This window comes from Glaciimonas sp. GNP009, from assembly GCF_054343755.1.
In genome coordinates, this window is the sequence record NZ_JBTGUV010000001.1 from 98,037 (window position 1) to 115,901 (window position 17,865).

Here is a 17,865-nt window from a genome sequence, read left to right on the forward strand (position 1 = left end):
ACGATTGAACAATAAATATATGTAGGAGTTTTCAATATCAAAGCATGGAATGACTTTGCGAGTAAAAGCTGAATCAATATGTGTTAACAAGGGCATGCACGGTACGATGCGACGTGACAGTAAATCAATAGAGTTTTACGGTGATGTATTGATTGACAAATATCTTTACGAATCCGGTGTTCCCAAAATTATTGACGAAGGAGCAAAAGTATTTTTTGGTATCGATTTTGAGGATGAAAATTATGAACTCGCACCGAACGGCGAGCCACGGATTGGATGGTTTGAAGTATTTAATGGCAACAACAATCTGAGGGGCAGAATTAAGCTTAAACCTTCTGATTTTCAAGATGTTTTGTCACTAAGCCACTTAGACTTAATAATTAGTCCAGTATTCAGTCATAAAGACGACAACTGCACAGTGTTAGATATCGAACCAATTGAATCTGCAAACGGAGTTATGCTTTATGTCCAGCGAGTCAGCTTTGAAAATTCAATCTCATCTCCGGAAGCTGATTCGGGTTATCAGCAATCGAAAGATACACAAGCAATTATTGACAGTTTGTCTAAGCTCGAATTAAAGGTAAGCGCGCTGCAGTCACGGCTTTGGGGGGGCCCTGGGGCTAGGGTTGATTTTTATGTACATGCTTCGTCATTAGCAAAGCTTTTGCAGATATTTTTACTGTGATTTTAGTTCAATTTCATCGCGAGCGAAGCTGGTGCATAATTGCAATTTTTTGCCCACCAGTCGGCGCTTGATCACCGTCACGCCAATCCGGAAAAAGGACATTTTCTGGTGGCACCCCTTGCCGCAACAAAAAATTTACGATGACTTCGACTTCGCCCGTTTCTGATTCGCCTGTACTCAGATCTGCGCGCAGCACACTCTCGTCGTTTAATGTAACGCGAGCGCATATTTTTTCTTGAGTCATAGTAACTATGCCAATACAGTTTATTGAATTATTTGCGTCTCAAACTAATATCGTTATTAACCAAAATATCATCTATTGGAAATTTTGCATAAATCGTACCGTCTTGCTGATTGAAAATCCAAAAGGAAGTAGGTTCAATTCTGATATTTTTTGAACACCTCTGAACATCGTAGGGTGAGTCAATTGTCGGGGTCTCTCTTAAACATCCCTCATCAAAATATGGAAATGCCAACTTTCCAACGACTAATACTCTAACGTTCTTTTTTGCTTTCTGGGCATACATAACGGCCATTGATTCACAAGCATTTTTACATTCATTGATATTATCAATATGCTGAATTTTCACATAAGGAAATTCAAGTGTTGTTGATCTGTATCGGTCAACACCTTGCATTGAAATATTTGTATCCCATCTTTTTATTTTATCTACAATTATTTTTCTATTAAAACCATTTGCGCCAATGTAGGTGCCATTCGAAGCGGATTCACTTCTCAGGGAAAATAATTTTGTCGCGACTCCTGCAGGATCAACTCTAACGCGAACAGACTGTGAATCTGCATCGTATTGAATGCCATATTCTTTGATGTTGAGTACGATAGCCACATTAGAGTCCGTAGATACTGATCCATATAAGGGCGCGTGTGTGATCTTCACAAGTCGATCGTTATATGTATTAGTAGTCTCAAATTCTGATCTTTCAGCAGTATCACTAATTTTCTTCAAAATCGGTAACATTAAACCTACATTCGTACCCTGATAATTTTCTGGAAATTTATCAACTTCATCGTTAAAGCCTTGAGATTCGAAAGCTGTAGGATTTTGATTTTTTTTAGCTGCATGCGATAGCTCAGGGAGCAACAAAGTCGCAAGTAAAATGGCCGTCAATTGCATTCGCATGATTAATTTTCTCTGTATTGTTTTAATAAACACGATTTAATTCAAATCTTACCAACTCCGTTGACAAACACCGGATTTGCCTTATCGGCTGCCTCCGATTTTAACTGCAATTTTGCTATCCACTAGACTCAAGAGCCCATCATGTGCTCAAAGGTGCCGCGGGTAGGGACACTGAATCACGAATAGGCCAGCCTTTTTTACTGTAATCAGTAAATCTCCCATCATACCCAATTGCCAATAGCGTCAATTTGTTTAATAGGGTGCTGGCTTGATACACATCATCAAGCAATTTTTGAAATTCACTTGGTTGCGTATGCATGTTTCCATGAGCCGCACGGTCTCGTAGAGATTTCCACGCCTGGATTTCTCCGGAAGTTATTTTCCCGAATTTTTCCAATGCATAGAGCTTATCGGCTGCGCGACTGCTTTTCATGCCACCCACTGTACCAAGCGCGCGTTCCCGGGATTTATCGGAAACGTTCGCCCCCCTAATTGCCGCAAGAAGTTTATCTATATCAGCCAATTGTGTTGGAGACGCGGCACCAAGACTTGGGAAACTATCTTGGGTCAAACCTTCAACCGTTACGCTTACAAGAAGTGCGATGGCATCCAAAGAAACTTCCTTCAGATTATATAGTCGGTATAACTTGGATGAAATTGGAGAAAAATTATCGCCTGTTGAGGTAGCAAGAGCATTTGCTAGATAGGCGTTCAGGAGTCGATAAAAGTCATCGGATTCGTTAGGACGGGCATCTAGGGGTGGCGGAAATAGTCCGTTTTGCGCTGGTGGTGCTTTAGCGAACTCCATGGTTCGTACAATCCCAAAAGTGCAATCACTGACAGCAAATGATTTTTGGCTGGCGGTCATGAAACGAACGGCCTCAACAAGCTTGGCAGAATAATTTAGTGGGAAAGCGGTGTTGGATTTAGCCTTTACAATGAGTTCGCAAAAGTGCTCAGGTGCATTCGCTTTGTTATAAAGAACAATGGCATTATCGATCTCTCCTTGTGAGCCAGAGCGATCAAAATGCGAGCTGCTTCCGCCCGCGCTCTTAGTCTCATTGCTTTTCATTGAATTGAGTGGGAAATCGAGATCTTCTAAAAACAGCATGTGTACCGAGTCGGTGTTTTCCGTCGAAGTCGAAACGCATCGTATCCAGTTGCATTCGACGGTAACAACGGTGCAGCTTTCGGAAGGCTGTTCCGTCACTTGGACTATAGGGTTGCTCCATTCGTTTCCATCGACGTCAATGGCGGTAAGTGTGAAATAGCTGCTGGCAGGAAAAACTTCTCCTGACTTCACTTTGCTCGCCTCCAATAATTGGTCCCAAACAGTTCGGATGGGCTTGTCTTCGCCGAATATAACCAACCGTGTAGTGATCCCTTTCCGGAAATCCACCTCAATTGAACCTGCGCAAAGCCACTTTCGGGGAGTATCCGTTCCATTTTGAACGAGACGAATTTCCCGGCAATCGATAATAAGTCCCTCGCTGGCGGTGTCGCGAAGTTTTTTCACGTCAAGATTAAGAACTGACCGGGCAGCTACTTTCAGGGCGACCTTAGGCTGTTCTGCTTCGAGCGATGATTGCAGGGGGGCGTGCATTAGGCTAACCTCTTTTATACAAATGTTGTTATAACTGTCACTGCGTAATCAGTGCCCTTTTTCCGGAAGGCACTAGCGGCGTTTAATCAGCCCTCGGACGACACCGCTGCGGCGGTGGCAACTTATCCTTTGTTTCAGATCTGCTAGCTGAGATGATATAATCGAACTAACTGTATAAAACGAGAACACAATGAACATCAATCAGATATATACAGTAGCTGAATACGAATCTGCGTTGCGTAAAGTCGAACATTATTTCGATAATGAGCCGCCCCCAGGATCACCTTCGGGCGATCACTTTGAAGCGCTGGTGAAAATGATAGAGAACTACGAATCTATACACCATCCGATTACCGACGTTTAATTAGCCTGCCCGAGCGCATTTTGAGCGATACAGCTGAAGTCGTCTCATTCGCCGGCCGCACGGCCATAGAAGCAGCGGCTTCCAATAGCGCGCAGCGCTGCTGCGAGGCTGCCAAAGACTCTTCAACAGCACCGAGGCGCCCCCGAACGCCGGCAAGCTCTGCATCGAGCGCAGACGATCGTTGACGATACGTTACAACACTAGTTTTGTTTTCTATATCAACTCGATCGAACTCTGCTTTCCAGTGTCGCGACTCAACGCGGGCTTCATCGATCTGCAGCAAAGCATGCTTACGCACGCCGTCGAGCTCAGTGATGCGGGATGCATACTCAGCTTCTTTACGTGCGAAATCGGTTGTCAGGGCGGTGATGCGTTCGTCACGCGCGAGCAGCTGGCCAGCGTGACGCTCTTCGATCGCAGCTGCGGTGCTGCGCATCTCAGTCAGCGACTCTTCAAGACGCCGGATCGCTTCGCGGGCGACGTCGAATTCATGTTCAACTTGTTCGGTGCGCTGATTCGCTTCGGCGATCTTTTCGTCTGCCAATCTTTCTTTTGCTTCAGCTGCGGATACAAGCAGATTATTTTCTGCGCGTTCCGTGCTCATGTTCTCTGCTGCCGATTCGTTAGCTTTGATCCACATCGCGCGGGCCAGGGCCGCGACTTCATCTGGCAAACCGGATACAACCAGTTTTTCCTGCTTTAAAGCGAGCAGCTCTTTGAACCAGGCATTGATATCGCCCTGGACATCCGTGTCAGAGCCCTGTTTTTTGCCATGGGTCGACAGAGTCCATTCGCGGACGCTCGAAATCGAGGGTTTCCTGCCGGCGGCCGCGATGGCGTCGCATGCAGAATAGGTAAGGGTTCGGCGGTCGCTCATCATGATTCCTTTATTTCGACGATGGTACGCAGCGCGCGGAAGCGATGTCGCGAAAATGCGCTTGTCCACCCAACAAATTTGTTTTGTTCAAATCTTCGACCATGGCCATGACGGCAACCTTGCCATTTTCGCACGCCGCTGCGTTGGAAAATTGCTGCATTGAGATTTGTGGACCCCAGGAAGATCCACCCAGGTACGTCGCAACGATCAGGATAAAAGCATGCATTTTCGCTCTCCAGAGACGGGGAAATCAGATTAGAGGTGCCAACAACTACATTATGCCCAATATCCTGCTTTATGTCAATATTATTACGTCATAATTAAGTAATTATTTTTACGTAAATCCCACCTCATTCGACATTATGTTATATATTGTCGAATTTTACTGGTGGCGTGGTATATTGCTGACGTAACTATCCGAATGGCGTGGAACAATAATGATTATATTTAGCCTAATCGATCTGACACCCGCGCCAGCACTGGCTTCGACAGTGTTTGATGACCCGCAGGAAAAAAGCAACATGTTCCACGGACCGGCAGATGACGCGATCACCGCGGCCCGCACCGATGCAGAAATCGCCAAAGAATTCCTGGGCCGTGGCGAGCTGTCGGCTACAAGCCTGGCCAATTCCCAGAAAGAACTGTTCCGTTTTTTAACCTGGTGTCGTGTCGAAGCCGGCAAGCCCCTGCGTGCGTTACGCGTCGCTGAGCTGAGCGCCTACAAGGAATTTTTGAAGTGTCCTCCTCCTGAATGGGTATCTACCACTCGCTGGCCGCGCAGTGATGCGCGGTACCGCCCTTTTTCCGGACCACTTTCTGATGGGTCGCGTCGCCAGGCACTGGTCGCCGTGAAAGGGTTGCTGGCTTACGCTGAGCAAACCGGCTATTTACGACGCGATCCTGGTGCATTGGTCAAAAATGTGAAAGCGCAGGCTGGCGCGCGGATCACCCGGTATCTGACTCAGGAAGCCATTGCACTCGCGCTGGCGACGATTGCTGCCCGAATGGCGGTATCCGGGTTGGAAATCAAACGTCAGGCCCGGGATCGCTTCCTATTGGTAGCGTACGCATCAACCGGTGCCAGGCTCTCGGAAATCGTCGGGGCGACCATGGGCTCGCTATACACCGAAGGTGACGGGCGCTGGTGGCTCGATGTCGTTGGTAAGGGTAGCAAACTGCGACGTCTGCCAGTGACGCCTGTACTACTGGAGGTATTTAGAGCGTACCGCGTTACTTTTGGGCTGATGTCTCACACGCACCGCGCGGACGCTACGCCAATGGTGTTGTCGAGCCGGCGCAAGGACGGGTCAGGGGTGACGAACGAAACTGCGGGAAATGCTTTGAAGGCGATTTTTGCTGAGGCGGCCGGTGTCGCGGAAGAGGACGGAGATCGCGATACCGCTGAAGCGCTGAGAGCTGCGTCGGCGCATTGGTTGCGACATAGTATGCTGACGAATCACGCCAATAATGGTGTGCAGTTAAAGACGCTGCAAGACACTGCCGGACATGCGGATATTTCTACGACCGCTCGTTATTTGCATAAGACAGACCATGAACGACATGATGAAATAATAGCGTCAGCTACCGCACAGGCGAAGACGATCTAAAAATCTTTAAAAGCTAGTGCTTTAAGAGTTTTTCAAAGCGTCCTGAACGGCTGTAATGCAGCGATTGCTGTCGCTGGTCATCAATGAGGCGGCCATTAATGACTAGTTGTATTCGGTTTCCTCATATAGGATTTCGGGATGCTGCTCAAGGGTGCTTTACGGCCATTCGCCGCTTTAGGGGCAGCTCACGAAACGGGAAAAATTGTACGCCAAAGCTGATTGTTCTCGATTGATAAAGTTACGGTATTGATGCGCGAGTGCTGTGGAATAGGCAACAATCATAAAAATAGAAGAAAAATTGCCATTCATATCAATTGAAGCGTTATTTCTGCTGGCGCCAAAGAGACTAGCTTCCATTCCTGCTGCGAAGCGACCAGCAACGTCCTTGGCAGGAAATGCTGCGCGCTGCGTACGAGATGGTGGAATATACGTTCACCATGCTGCAATCTCGAGCATGCTGATGCGTGGCAATAAGTTATCGAGGAATAATGCCAAAATGACTATTTTAAAAATACAAGCGTTGCTTTTAAACAGTTACTATAAGGTAATAATTAAATTCTACGATATTGTCAATTTCACTAATTTTAAATCTTAGAGCAATGGCAAAATCAACAACACTTGTGTGCGTAACGGCGCCCATGCAGGAGACTGTCATTAAAGAACTCGCACTAGCGCGTCAGTGGGACAAATACGACGCCTCGACTAGCCTGTCCAACCTTAGCTCAATCCGAGAACGCATCGACTGCGCCTTGCACCGGTCACGCCGCACTAAATCGAGCGTGATATTGTTGCACATCGATATTGATGGCATCCAGCTGGTCAGCGAGACTCACGGTCAGGAAATCGGAAATCTGTTGCTGGAGACTATCGTCTGTCGCCTGCACGGGGAAATTCGAAAAGGCGAGAGCGCCGTAAGGCTGAGCGACCGTGAATACCTGATCCTGTGCGAGCAAGCCGGGCAAGCCGCTACGATGGCGATCTTGGCGCAACGTATCAATGACACATTGTGTCAACCGGTTTTTATCGCTGGATTGACGCTATCGGTTACAGCGAGCGTGGGTATCGCCATTGATAGCGATGGCGCCCAGACGGCAATCGACATGTTGCGTCATGCCGATGCAGCGATGAAAGTGGCCAAGGAACAGGGGCACAGCAACTGGCAGTTTTTTAGCGAGCAAGTTCAAGAGCAGGCCCAGCAACGCATGAGGATCGCCAGCGCTTTGTCCACTGCCTTGGCGCGCAATGAATTTTCACCTCACTTTCAGCCGATCGTCGTCGCCGATAGTGGGCGCATCGTCGGCGCCGAATTACTTTTACGCTGGAATCCTCCTCAAGGTCCTATCTCTCCAGCCGTCTTTATTCCTATCGCCGAGATGACGGGAGCCATCATTGAAATCGGCTCCTGGGTTTTTATGCAAGCATGCCGGGCCGAAGTCGATTGGCGTGGTCGCTGGGGTGAACAAGCGCCGTATGTGTCAGTAAATGTGTCTACCAGACAATTGAACGATGAGGCGCTGGTCGACGTGTTTGCGCTGGCGCTCCGGATCACGGGAGCGGACCCAGCACGTCTATTACTGGAAATTACCGAGACGGCGCTGATGGCCGATATTGAAAAAAATTTACTGATCTTGCGCGGCCTTGCTGACCTTGGCTTGCGCGTGGCCATCGATGATTTTGGTACCGGCTATTCATCGCTGGCGCAATTGACACGCTTGCCGGTCAATGTATTAAAGATCGATAAAGCATTAATCGACGACATCGACAAGAATCCGGAAAGCCGGGCCGTGATCCGCGCCGTGATTGGCTTGGGCCACACTTTGGGCTTGAAGCTGGTCGCTGAAGGAGTGGAAACTATGGATCAGCAAATTGAATTATGTGCCCAGGGTTGTGATTTCATTCAGGGTTATCGTTTTCATCGTCCGTTGCCGGAAGCGCTTTTTGTCGACGCTGTGGCGCGTGAAATTCGGGATGGTGCCTCAGTTGCAGCAGCGCCCTTGGAATTTTTGATTTATGTCAGCACTGCTACCGCGCCGATGCCGGGGTTAGCGCTTGATGCAATATTGAAGCAGTCGAGTTCGTACAATCGTACGAACGGCATCACGGGCTGCCTGCTTTATCAAGATGGCTATTTTATGCAAATGCTGGAAGGCAAACAGGAAGTCCTAGAAGGCCTAATGGAAAAAATAAAGAGTGACTCGCGTCATAGCGATGTGCTCACCGTCATTGAAGGTCGGGCGCCGCGCCGTATCTTTATTGATTGGAGTATGGATTTTAGGGACTTGATGCAGGGGGGAAATAAATCAGATTTCCAGCAATGGCAAAAGCGCACTATTAGCTTTGTCGAACTGGCTGAAGATGCGCACACTTGCTATATGTACATCACATCGCATATGAGAAAAATAGCCGTCGCATAAAGTAAAAGTGACAGTATGTTGTATCTGCTGGGTGAATAATGTACCGGAAAGCGAACGAGTAAGAATTCGACTTAATACACGATTGATTTTGAGGAAAGTGATTCTGCGTTTTTACGCAGCCTCGACAGATTGTGATCATTGCTTCATTTGCAACATCCCTCTTGTCTGTATATTGCAGATATCTACACGTTTTAAACGTGTTGCATCGACTGGTTGAATCCGCCCTGCATTGCCGCCCTTGGCAAGAAAAGCTGGGATGACTTTTTTGGGTCGAGATCTGCCTGTCAAGCTCTTCAAAACCAACCATTCGTTGAATAATCTCCGTCAACGGCCGATCCACCATCCTAAGCTGCCATTCGTTCAAATGCAGATGAAAACACATTTGCATAGAACTGGTTGATCTCTTATCGAAGCGCAATGACCGCACACAGTCTTTACCGGACTTTTACTACAGTCAGCTACTCACGAGCCAATGGATGTATCACGTCTAGCGATGGTCGCGAAAATGGGATCCAAACAGCAGAACGACAGCTAATGCAAACCGATTCGACTATCCCACCGGATCGTAAATCACGCCGCCAAGGGCCGCCCTTAGCTTGATGGCCACCTATATAGCGGTCATTAGACCGCCGCTGGTTTCAGCATCATAGGGAGGTAACTTGCGTAATCACGCCCCCATATTGCGGGTGTACTAACTTATCCAATAATTCTTGTTACCAAAGGAAATATTATTAGAGAAGAGATAATATCTTGACTCTCTGCGCAATAATCTTTGTTATAATTTTTCGATAAAAATTATCATATAAGCCTAAAAGTTATAATTTTTCGATAAAAGTTAAAGGAATTCGATAATCAATGATTCCAATCGGCTATAACAACCTCGTCGAGGTGCTAAAACTCAACGTGTTACCCCTGGTAAAGCCAGCCTTTGCTAGTTCCTCGGTAAACCGTCGCGTCGATAGCAACACCCGCATCTTGTTTCCGAGCGGGGTGACCGTCGACGATACGCTTGTGGGGCATTTGGAATTTGCGTTGCGTCACGAGGGCGTTAATTTAGAAGTCATCGACGCAGTTTTTGAGCACCTTCCTCCGGGGGATTTAATTACCCGACTGCGAGCAACGCCCACGGGCGAACATATCCGGCGGGCCTGTTTCTTATGGGAGTGGTTAACCGGCAAAGTATTGAATGCTGACGTGGCAGTCCAGGGGCGCTATGTCGACCTTTTTCCTGAAGATATTTATTACACCGCTACGCAACCTACACGTGCGCCGAATTTCCGAGTGTCCAACAACGCACTAGGCACGCCCGACTTTTGCCCAATAGTGCGCCGCGCCGCCATTCCGCATGACCCATCGTTACCGTACTTACTACAGGAAGCGCAGAAAACTCTCAACGCAGTCGATGATCCAGAACTCTACCGCCGAGCACTGGACTACTTGTATTTGTCAGAAACCCGCGGAAGCTATGCCATCGAATCAGAGACGCCGAGTTTCAACAAACAGGAGCGGTTCGTGCAGCTTTTGAAGCGCGCAGGAGAGCCCGGCTCGGTAACGGAAGATTGGCTGGTGAATCTGCAAAACGTCATCGTGCGTGACGTCTATAGTCAGGAAAAATCTTATCGTACCAAGCAGAACTGGCTGGAAGACAGCTCTGGGCGCATCCCGTTCATTCCGACTCCCATTGAGGATCTACCCCGCGCCATGCATGGCTGGGAAGCCTTCATCAACGATGAAGTACGTTGTACCGACGTGCTTGTCAAGGCCGCCTGCGCTGCTTTCGGCTTTATCTATCTGCATCCCTTTCTGGATGGCAATGGGCGCCTGCATCGTTTCATTATTCAGCATGTGCTGGCACGCTCGAGGTTCATGGGCCCAGAGATCGTCATCCCGGTATCCGCCGTGATTGAGCAAAATATCCCGGCGTATCACACTGTCCTGAGCGCCTTTTCCGGTCCTGTGACGGCACTTTGGAATTATCGTCGTGGCGATATCGATCCCATTATTCTACGCGCAGCAGGAAGCCGTTCCTACCGCTTCTTTTACGCAGACGGGGAGGTGATGTTTCTCTATGCCATGATTAAACAGGCTGTTCGTGAGGAAATTCCACGTGAGCTCGCCTGGTTGCAGGGCTATGATCTGTGTTTTTCGAAACTCAACACTGAGCTGGACCTGCCGCAGAAGGATCTCTCTGTTCTCATAAGGATGATTCAGTCTAACAAGGGTTCACTCTCAGCTAAGCGGAGGAAACAGTATCAGTACATTCCTGATCATGTGCTAAACCATATTGAAGAAGTAGTTAGCCAAGCGTTCGAAACTAGAAAAGTAAAGGAGCCGCCTCTGGAAAGTGAGGATTTTTCGAAAAAAAAGGAAAATTTTCCTCAAAAATGAAGATTTTTCGGGAATAGTTAAATTTTTTCGAGGACTTGCCTACTTTTACAGACCGTCGCACTCAGATACGGTAAGTGAATTGATGCTTGTTTCCGCTCTTGCCATTCAGCTGACTCTTAAGTCCAGTGACAAAGTAACACGAGACTCATCTCTCAGTCAGGTCCCATCTGGCTTGGGATCGGACGTAGTCTGTAGAACATAGTATTCTGTAGAACGCCGCTGTCTATGACCCAATAACTCCCCCACTCGTTCAATCGCTTCGGTTTTCAATTCGCGAATAGCATAGGCATTTCTAAGGGTGCGGCCGCCCTTACGCATGACATCGATATTGGCCGCAGCAAAGGTTTTTTTAACATTGCGATAGACGGTGGCTGGATTTAACATGCCCCCTTGTAAGCTAGCTGGAAACACTACGGTGCCAGCTATTCCCAACTGGTGACGCTCACCTAACCAGTTCAAAACTTCTGCTACGGCGAATGCGCGCAGCATAGCCCGGTGCTCCCTATTGGTGCCGCCTGTCACGGCAGTAATCGTAATTGGAATTTCTTTAGTTTCCACCTCACCTATTTGGTTCACCCGCAAGTTAATAGCCTCGGAAACCTTTAATCCGGCACCCAGCATGATCGCCTGCATCGCACGATCACGCCGCCGTTTCCAGTTTTCTGGCGCAGGGAGCGCTTGCATGAAGGCACTTTGCTGCTCATCAGTCAATACGACTTTGTCATCATCTTGGCCCATTGCTGAAGGCATGTCCTTTTTCCAGGAATCGAACATGGCGCTGCGTGCCGGATTAACGTCTACTTGAAGGTGCGCATATACCCTTTCAAATAGTCGCAGATATCGTAGTTTGATCAAACTTGAACGCTCTACCCTTCCCTTTTCGTCTCGCTGATCAAGAAATTCGCGCAAAAGAAGGCTGTTGACCTCAAACAAGTTTAGTCTGTGCGCAGACAACCAACGGAGGTATTTAGCCCACATAGCGCGATAAACAATAATCGAGCTATTGCGAATAGGGTTAGGAAAGTGATCCGCGTTGGATTCCTTTTCTTGAGGTTTTCGCCTGCTGAGCAACTGAAACTCTGATTGCGTCAGAAAAGTAGCGAAAGCCAGGTCTGGATCAGTACGCCACAAATGCTGCGCATGCAATGAAGAATTCATAGCTCTATTTTAAGGTCGTGGCGAATAAGCATAACATTTTCATTTTTCATGAGTTTTTGCAAATATTATTTAAAGAATACCGTATATTATTTTCAAAACACATCTGGAAAATGCAATTAACCATCGAGGAAAAAAATTTTTAGCACGAAATTAATAAGGTAATCGATACATAAATTTCTAACGAACTTGAATCGCTAAGCCTGCAAAACAAATTCCTCACCTAACAAATAGAAAGAACAGCATTTCTTAAATTACTGGATGGTTAATTGCATTATTTCTTTCGTACTCACTTTGATATATCGGATTTTGGCTTAATGGGGTTACTCTCTTGCAATTGACTTGGGATTGGCAATAGCAAATTTGATGAGTTCGTTAGAAGCTGGATCTTGCCATTGTTGTTGTGCAAACCAGTGAGTAAACTCATTTCTGAAAATGGCAGATCCTAAATTGTCAGCTTTTTCATGGCGCGTTTTTTTTCTTCCGTTCTTAAATGTCGTCAGCCAGTGAACTTGCTCCTCATCTGTCATCTCCAGATAAAGTGAATAAGCTTCTTTAGCTCTTGACGCCAGATACCTTCCCTCTAATCCTTCCGGCGTTTCTAAATCTACTTGCTCTTTTTCTCGCTTAGCGATTGATTTTTTGATGATCAGGTCTGGTGCCGCATAACCATTTTGCAACGCTTTTTTGAAATAGGCCGCAGGGGATTCTATTTTTGATTTACTGGTACTACTAACGCGTTCCTCAACCAAAGCGAGGTTGGCGTCCAGTTTCGCATCATCAGTAGTTGCTAAAATATTAGAAGCTTCTTCTTGTCCAATACCCAATGCCATTACTCGTGCCAACAACGCTCCGTCAATTACCGGAGGTGCTGGAAAATTCAAAGTAGTTTGCTTCGCCTGGAGCACTTTAAATTGGATCCCAACAACTTTACGTCCCTGAGTATGCTCAATCATTTCGACATTGATGTCCGTAACAAGGTTGATTTCAGCAATCGACGTTTTCAACACATCGCGTTTGAAATATTTATATTGCGGGATCGCGTCTGTAATAGGATTTCCAGTCAGAGCACCATACCACCACTGCCATTCTTGCCGATTAGTCAGTTTGGAAGGGTTGGTCAAGTAGCGCCGACAAATTTCATACAAAGCCAAACTCGCACCACTTCTCAACAACGTTTGATAGTAAATTGCTAATTTAGTGTAGGAACCAGGACTCATTACCAGCGTCTCTACTTCAGGAGGAAACGCAAAGCCAAACCACAGCTGGCCTCCTTTTTTCTTTAAACCGAGGGGATTGACCAAGGTTACGGCCGAGACTAAACGCTGAGAAGTCCACTGGATGCCATCTTCCATGTGAACTCTGATATTTTGCAATTCTTCCAGATGAATTTTAAGTTTTTCAGTGTCATTACTGTCGTACGCTGCATCGCGCGCTACCTCAGCGAGAGGCACCCAAAAATATTTTTTCCCAGATTCTGTTGCAATCGGGGCGTTTTCGCCCGGCACCTTCATCTTCTGAGCGTGATAGACCATAACGTTAAAAAGCTTTCTGGACAAAAGAGATAAACGACCTTCCGATACACGTAAGCCGATTGCCTCGTTTGTTTTCCTAAACTCTTTAAGTTCTCCGCCTTTGGCTGATCGCGGCTTCGCTCCGTTTAATTGCTTTTTATCTTCCATTTTGCAAGCATCAATAAATGTCTGATGCCATCATGCTCTAAAGGTGAATACTTTGCAATCACCATATAGTATGGGGATACTAATTTATATTTTTGCTCACCGTCGATCGTTGGTTCCTGTAAAAGCTCACCTTACCTTACAACTACCTATTTGATTCGTTATTAGGTTCCTGCTCAAGCTCACCTTAATGAACAATTATCCTATATTTCGACCGAAAATTGATAACCTCTCGTTTTTTCCTTCCTGTTAAAGCTCACCATACCAAAATAAATGGTTCCTGTAAGGTCTCACTTTGGTTCCTGTATCCACTCACCTCTCTACCCGTAGAATCTCACCGAAATTATTGTTGGTTCCCGCCAAACCTCACCTTTCTTCCTGCGAGAACTCACCTTTCTTCCTGCAATGACTCACCTTATACCCCGGAGGGCCGCGCCAGGTGGTGTTCTTGAGCACCGTTAACTGTTTTAATAGTTTTTAAGGTGTTAACCTTTAATTCTCTCAAAGACAAAAGAGGGACTAAAAAGAAAAAATTTCCCCGATTTCTGAAACGCAACTTGATACAGGCTTTCTTTCTCCTTGGTTCCTGTTTAAGCTCACCATTGAGAAGCCTTATTGATAAGATAAAGGCGATACAAGTTAGAAATGGTCACTTAATGATGATTTTTATTATTTATAGTGTCTTGGTCGCCTATATAGGGTTCCCTATCGATCTTTGCGGCTACTTTTTGCTTCACAGTTCCTGCATAAGCTCACCTTGCTTACTTGTCAGGTTCCTGCAATGCCTCACCATAGTGCTAGATTTTATAGTGAAGATATATTTTATCTCCTGTTTACAGTAACTAGCGCAGGAGTGAGTACTTGCACATTTATAATAATGACTTCCTGTAAAAGCTCACCATACAGTTAACTTCGAAGGGTAATTACCAGCTTAGTTGCCACTTTACATGAGATGTTTTAACGTTTTCAGTGCTTACATCACGCGCAGAGATTCTCTGTATTTGAAATGGACTAGGTTCCTGCAAGTCCTCACCTTCCTTATCGTTATAAGGAATCGCTGGCGTCCACACTAGGCTTCGTATCGGATAACTCAAAACGTCGTTTTAGTTCTTCGACAAGAGCCGCCCGATCATGATGAGTTAACATGTTCACTTCGAACACAACTTTTCCACTGTCCCACTCTTTAATGAAGCCAATTTGCTGAGAGCCAGTGAGTATTTTATATTGCCGACTAACTTCGTTTTTCTTGCGTGGTTTGGATTCTTCCACCTTCGCTCGCATTTGTTCTAGAGCTCTTGAACTTAGATCTTCGCTTACGATGCGGTCCATGAGACTTAATAGCGGGCGTTCATCCATAAACTTTGAAAAACGATAGACTTCGTATCCGATTGCGACGCCAAATTTTGTCGGGTTCTCTCGTATCTTGGCTATAGCTGCTTCCGGTAATTTTGTGAGGCTCAATGTCTTAGCAACGGCACTTGCCGACAGTCCGGTTAGCTCCGCTACACCTGCTCCGTCCGCTACTTTGCCGTCTTCCAATAATTTTTCCCAGGCTAGTGCATTATCCAAAGGGGACTGACCATTTCGCTCTTCGTTTATAAGGTATGACATGCGGTACATGTCTAGTTCGCTACTTACCTCATGAATAATAACTTCGATTTCATTCCTGCCCGCAGCCAGGAGAGCCCGTTTTCGGTAATGTCCATCAATCAATATGACGTGACCTGAATTACCGGGGTGCATCACTGCCGGTGCCGGCACTAGTTGTCCACGTGTTGCGATCGAAGCAGCCATTGATTTGACCACATCGACATCGTAAATTTGCCTAGCATTCATGGGATTGTCATGGGCGTAATCAATCGGCACTCTTAAAACGACTCTTTGCTTATTGGATGGTTCGATTTCCGCGCGGAAATTTGGCGGGGTAATATCGTGAGCTGGCCCCACAAGGCCTTGTGGGCGCCCTTCCAAAACTTCTTCTGCATTGGCATACCGTTTATTCATATCAGCTGCCGGAAACCGCTTTTCAACTGATACTGCTTCACTTTGTATTGAGGATCTTAACAGTGCTTTTCGATCTGTTTTAGCATTCATTTAGGACTCCGTTGTTTCAAATCCATGCCTAATATCGTCAGTACTTCATGGACAACAGCGTCTATTTCCTGAGCTGCTACACTGGTTTTCGACAAACTATGGACGGTTGAACCAGTTAGCTGACACTCTCTAAACGCAGATCTTGAGCCGACATGGGATTTCATCACGGGAATTTCTTCGTCCTCTGCTAATACGTCTAATGTGTCCCTTGCCAGATTGGTATTTTTTTGTACCATATTTGGGAGAACTCGAATAATTAATTCTTCATTAGTCACTTGCGCCGTTAATGCCAGTTTTTTTGCAGCAACTGACGCCCACATATCGGCTGGGGCTGGAACAATCGGAATAATTGCCAAATCAGAAATAAGCATTGCACTGGATGGTGCCGGCGAGAGTGCTGCGGGGGGGCAATCGATAAAAATAAAATCATAATTATTAAGTTGATTTTTAATTTCACGATGCATTTTCCCACCCATCGCGGCGAGATTCATTAAAGCTGCTGGAAAAGGTGCTTCATCAGACGCCTGGCTTGCCCAGCGTGTAGCGGTATTTTGATCGTCCATGTCCACTATTAATGTTTTATGGCCCAAGATTGCAAGCGTCCCTGCGATTTGCATAGTCATGGTCGTTTTACCGCAACCGCCTTTTTGATTAAATAAAGTCACCACTTTTGCAACCATTAGTATTTCCTTCGCGGATATGCTGTACAGCGATTTCCGCGCGGAAATCGCGCAGAGATGCCATTACACTTTAATTTATTTACATTCAATAATCAAGTTAATTCTTTATGTCGCTTGTATTGGTTATCTCTCAAGGTCACAGATGACTTGTTGAGATTTCCGCGCGGAAATCGAGTGTAGTCTTAGTCGTTAAGGGTGATGCATTGGCGAATCGATATGGATGAAGCATAATTATAAGCATGTAATATTTTTTAGGGGTGGATGTAGGTTTTGCGTAATTTTGATTTTTATGTATATTTTTTATAAACTTATCATATTATTTTTATGGATTTTACAGATATGGCTTTTTATAGGTCGTCATTAATGAATGTCGATGCAGGTTTGCTGAGGTTGACTTAATCGATAATTTATGCGTAGAAATTGTGAGATTTTATGTTTATTTTAATGTAAATATATTTTATTTGTAAATTGTTATTTTTATGAATTGACGAGGAAGATGGCGAGTCGATTTCCGCGCAGAAATCGACGTTCGACGTCTTTGGTGGTTTAAAATGAAGGTTGATTGATCAATCAGTTGGGTTGTCTTAACTACAGACTGCCATTAAATTTTTACAATAAAATAGCGGCTGCATCTTGATGCTTAGGAGAGTTCGGACGCATCTAGCCTCGATCTGCGGTATTACTATGAAAGCGATTCACAATTGAACCGTGAACATGACATGATTTAGCTACCCTTCTTTTTTAACTGTCAAAAAACATAAGGGATATGACTCCCGGGTGCACGTTTTAATGTATTGGGAGTAAGCTTAGTAAAAAAATGTTTTTAAAATAAAAAAGATTAGCCAAAAATATAGCATTCCGACAAGCCATTTCAAAGAAATCTGTCTAGGCATTCAATTGCGTCTTTAGTGGCCCTTTGGAGCACCAAATTTTTTGTACATAACGGGTTTTTGAAGATATCTCTTCCCTTGTTTCAGACCACATTAGCGGAAACTTGAAAAATGGCAGCCTCAGATTTAACAAGGCAACGGTCTATGTTTAGGAGATGGATACTTTGAAACAGGCTCGCATTGAGAGAGAGAGCAGGGCGCGCTCATATTTTTTCAGAAGGATTTGTTAAAATCAGGATCCCATCATGATCAGGAGGAGGATCTATAAGATGAGACCGCCAAATATG

General features: G+C 45.8%; 14 protein-coding genes. 5 read left to right on the forward strand and 9 right to left on the reverse strand.

What is annotated here, in order from left to right; all coding sequences use genetic code 11:
* Nucleotides 1–55 precede the first annotated feature (55 nt).
* The gene (locus tag ACXX82_RS00215) at nt 56–685 is read left to right on the forward strand and encodes a hypothetical protein (protein WP_458562056.1); all 630 of its coding nucleotides are present in this window, start codon (nt 56–58) and stop codon (nt 683–685) included.
* 13 nt (nt 686–698) lie between these two features.
* Here the strand turns inward: ACXX82_RS00215 and ACXX82_RS00220 are convergent, their stop codons facing one another.
* The 3 genes from ACXX82_RS00220 to ACXX82_RS00230 form a co-directional block, all read right to left on the reverse strand.
* Nucleotides 699–929, reverse strand: a complete 231-nt coding sequence (locus ACXX82_RS00220) for a hypothetical protein (RefSeq protein ID WP_458562057.1) — start codon at nt 927–929, stop codon at nt 699–701.
* A gap of 28 nt (nt 930–957) precedes the next feature.
* Nucleotides 958–1,827, reverse strand: coding sequence for a hypothetical protein (locus ACXX82_RS00225; protein ID WP_458562058.1), 870 nt, complete (start codon nt 1,825–1,827; stop codon nt 958–960).
* A gap of 139 nt (nt 1,828–1,966) precedes the next feature.
* Nucleotides 1,967–3,430, reverse strand: coding sequence for a hypothetical protein (locus ACXX82_RS00230; RefSeq protein WP_458562059.1), 1,464 nt, complete (start codon nt 3,428–3,430; stop codon nt 1,967–1,969).
* Between the two features lie 190 nt (nt 3,431–3,620).
* Between ACXX82_RS00230 and ACXX82_RS00235 the strand changes: the two genes are divergently transcribed.
* On the forward strand, nt 3,621–3,794 hold the full coding sequence (locus ACXX82_RS00235) for a hypothetical protein (protein ID WP_458562060.1): 174 nt from the start codon (nt 3,621–3,623) through the stop codon (nt 3,792–3,794).
* On the opposite strand, the gene ACXX82_RS00240 is transcribed toward ACXX82_RS00235, so the two are convergent.
* Together ACXX82_RS00240 and ACXX82_RS00245 are read right to left on the reverse strand one after the other, a co-directional pair.
* The gene (locus tag ACXX82_RS00240; protein WP_458562061.1) at nt 3,781–4,674 is read right to left on the reverse strand and encodes a DNA-binding protein; all 894 of its coding nucleotides are present in this window, start codon (nt 4,672–4,674) and stop codon (nt 3,781–3,783) included. The genes ACXX82_RS00235 and ACXX82_RS00240 overlap by 14 nt on opposite strands.
* 7 nt (nt 4,675–4,681) lie before the next feature.
* Complete coding sequence (locus ACXX82_RS00245; protein ID WP_458562062.1) at nt 4,682–4,897, reverse strand: hypothetical protein; 216 nt, start codon at nt 4,895–4,897, stop codon at nt 4,682–4,684.
* Between the two features lie 211 nt (nt 4,898–5,108).
* Here ACXX82_RS00245 and ACXX82_RS00250 point away from each other — a divergent pair, with 211 nt between their 5' ends.
* The 3 genes from ACXX82_RS00250 to ACXX82_RS00260 all read left to right on the forward strand — a co-directional run bounded on the left by ACXX82_RS00250 (nt 5,109) and on the right by ACXX82_RS00260 (nt 11,080).
* A complete protein-coding gene (locus ACXX82_RS00250) occupies nt 5,109–6,278 on the forward strand; it encodes a tyrosine-type recombinase/integrase (protein ID WP_458562063.1) in 1,170 nt (389 codons plus the stop codon).
* Between the two features lie 638 nt (nt 6,279–6,916).
* Nucleotides 6,917–8,692 (forward strand): EAL domain-containing protein, encoded by a 1,776-nt coding sequence (locus ACXX82_RS00255; RefSeq protein ID WP_458562064.1) that lies wholly within the window; start codon nt 6,917–6,919, stop codon nt 8,690–8,692.
* An 855-nt stretch (nt 8,693–9,547) separates the two neighbouring features.
* Complete coding sequence (locus ACXX82_RS00260) at nt 9,548–11,080, forward strand: Fic family protein (RefSeq protein ID WP_458562065.1); 1,533 nt, start codon at nt 9,548–9,550, stop codon at nt 11,078–11,080.
* 156 nt (nt 11,081–11,236) lie between these two features.
* On the opposite strand, the gene ACXX82_RS00265 is transcribed toward ACXX82_RS00260, so the two are convergent.
* The 4 genes from ACXX82_RS00265 to ACXX82_RS00280 form a co-directional block, all read right to left on the reverse strand.
* A complete protein-coding gene (locus tag ACXX82_RS00265) occupies nt 11,237–12,238 on the reverse strand; it encodes a tyrosine-type recombinase/integrase (RefSeq protein WP_458562066.1) in 1,002 nt (333 codons plus the stop codon).
* Nucleotides 12,239–12,558: 320 nt separating this feature from the next.
* Nucleotides 12,559–13,917: a RepB family plasmid replication initiator protein gene (locus tag ACXX82_RS00270; RefSeq protein ID WP_458562067.1), complete on the reverse strand. Its 1,359-nt coding sequence runs from the start codon at nt 13,915–13,917 to the stop codon at nt 12,559–12,561.
* 1,041 nt (nt 13,918–14,958) lie between these two features.
* A complete protein-coding gene (locus ACXX82_RS00275) occupies nt 14,959–16,008 on the reverse strand; it encodes a ParB/RepB/Spo0J family partition protein (protein WP_458562068.1) in 1,050 nt (349 codons plus the stop codon).
* The gene (locus tag ACXX82_RS00280; protein ID WP_458562069.1) at nt 16,005–16,688 is read right to left on the reverse strand and encodes an AAA family ATPase; all 684 of its coding nucleotides are present in this window, start codon (nt 16,686–16,688) and stop codon (nt 16,005–16,007) included. Before ACXX82_RS00280 ends, ACXX82_RS00275 begins: the two co-directional genes overlap by 4 nt.
* Between the last annotated feature and the right edge of the window lie 1,177 nt (nt 16,689–17,865).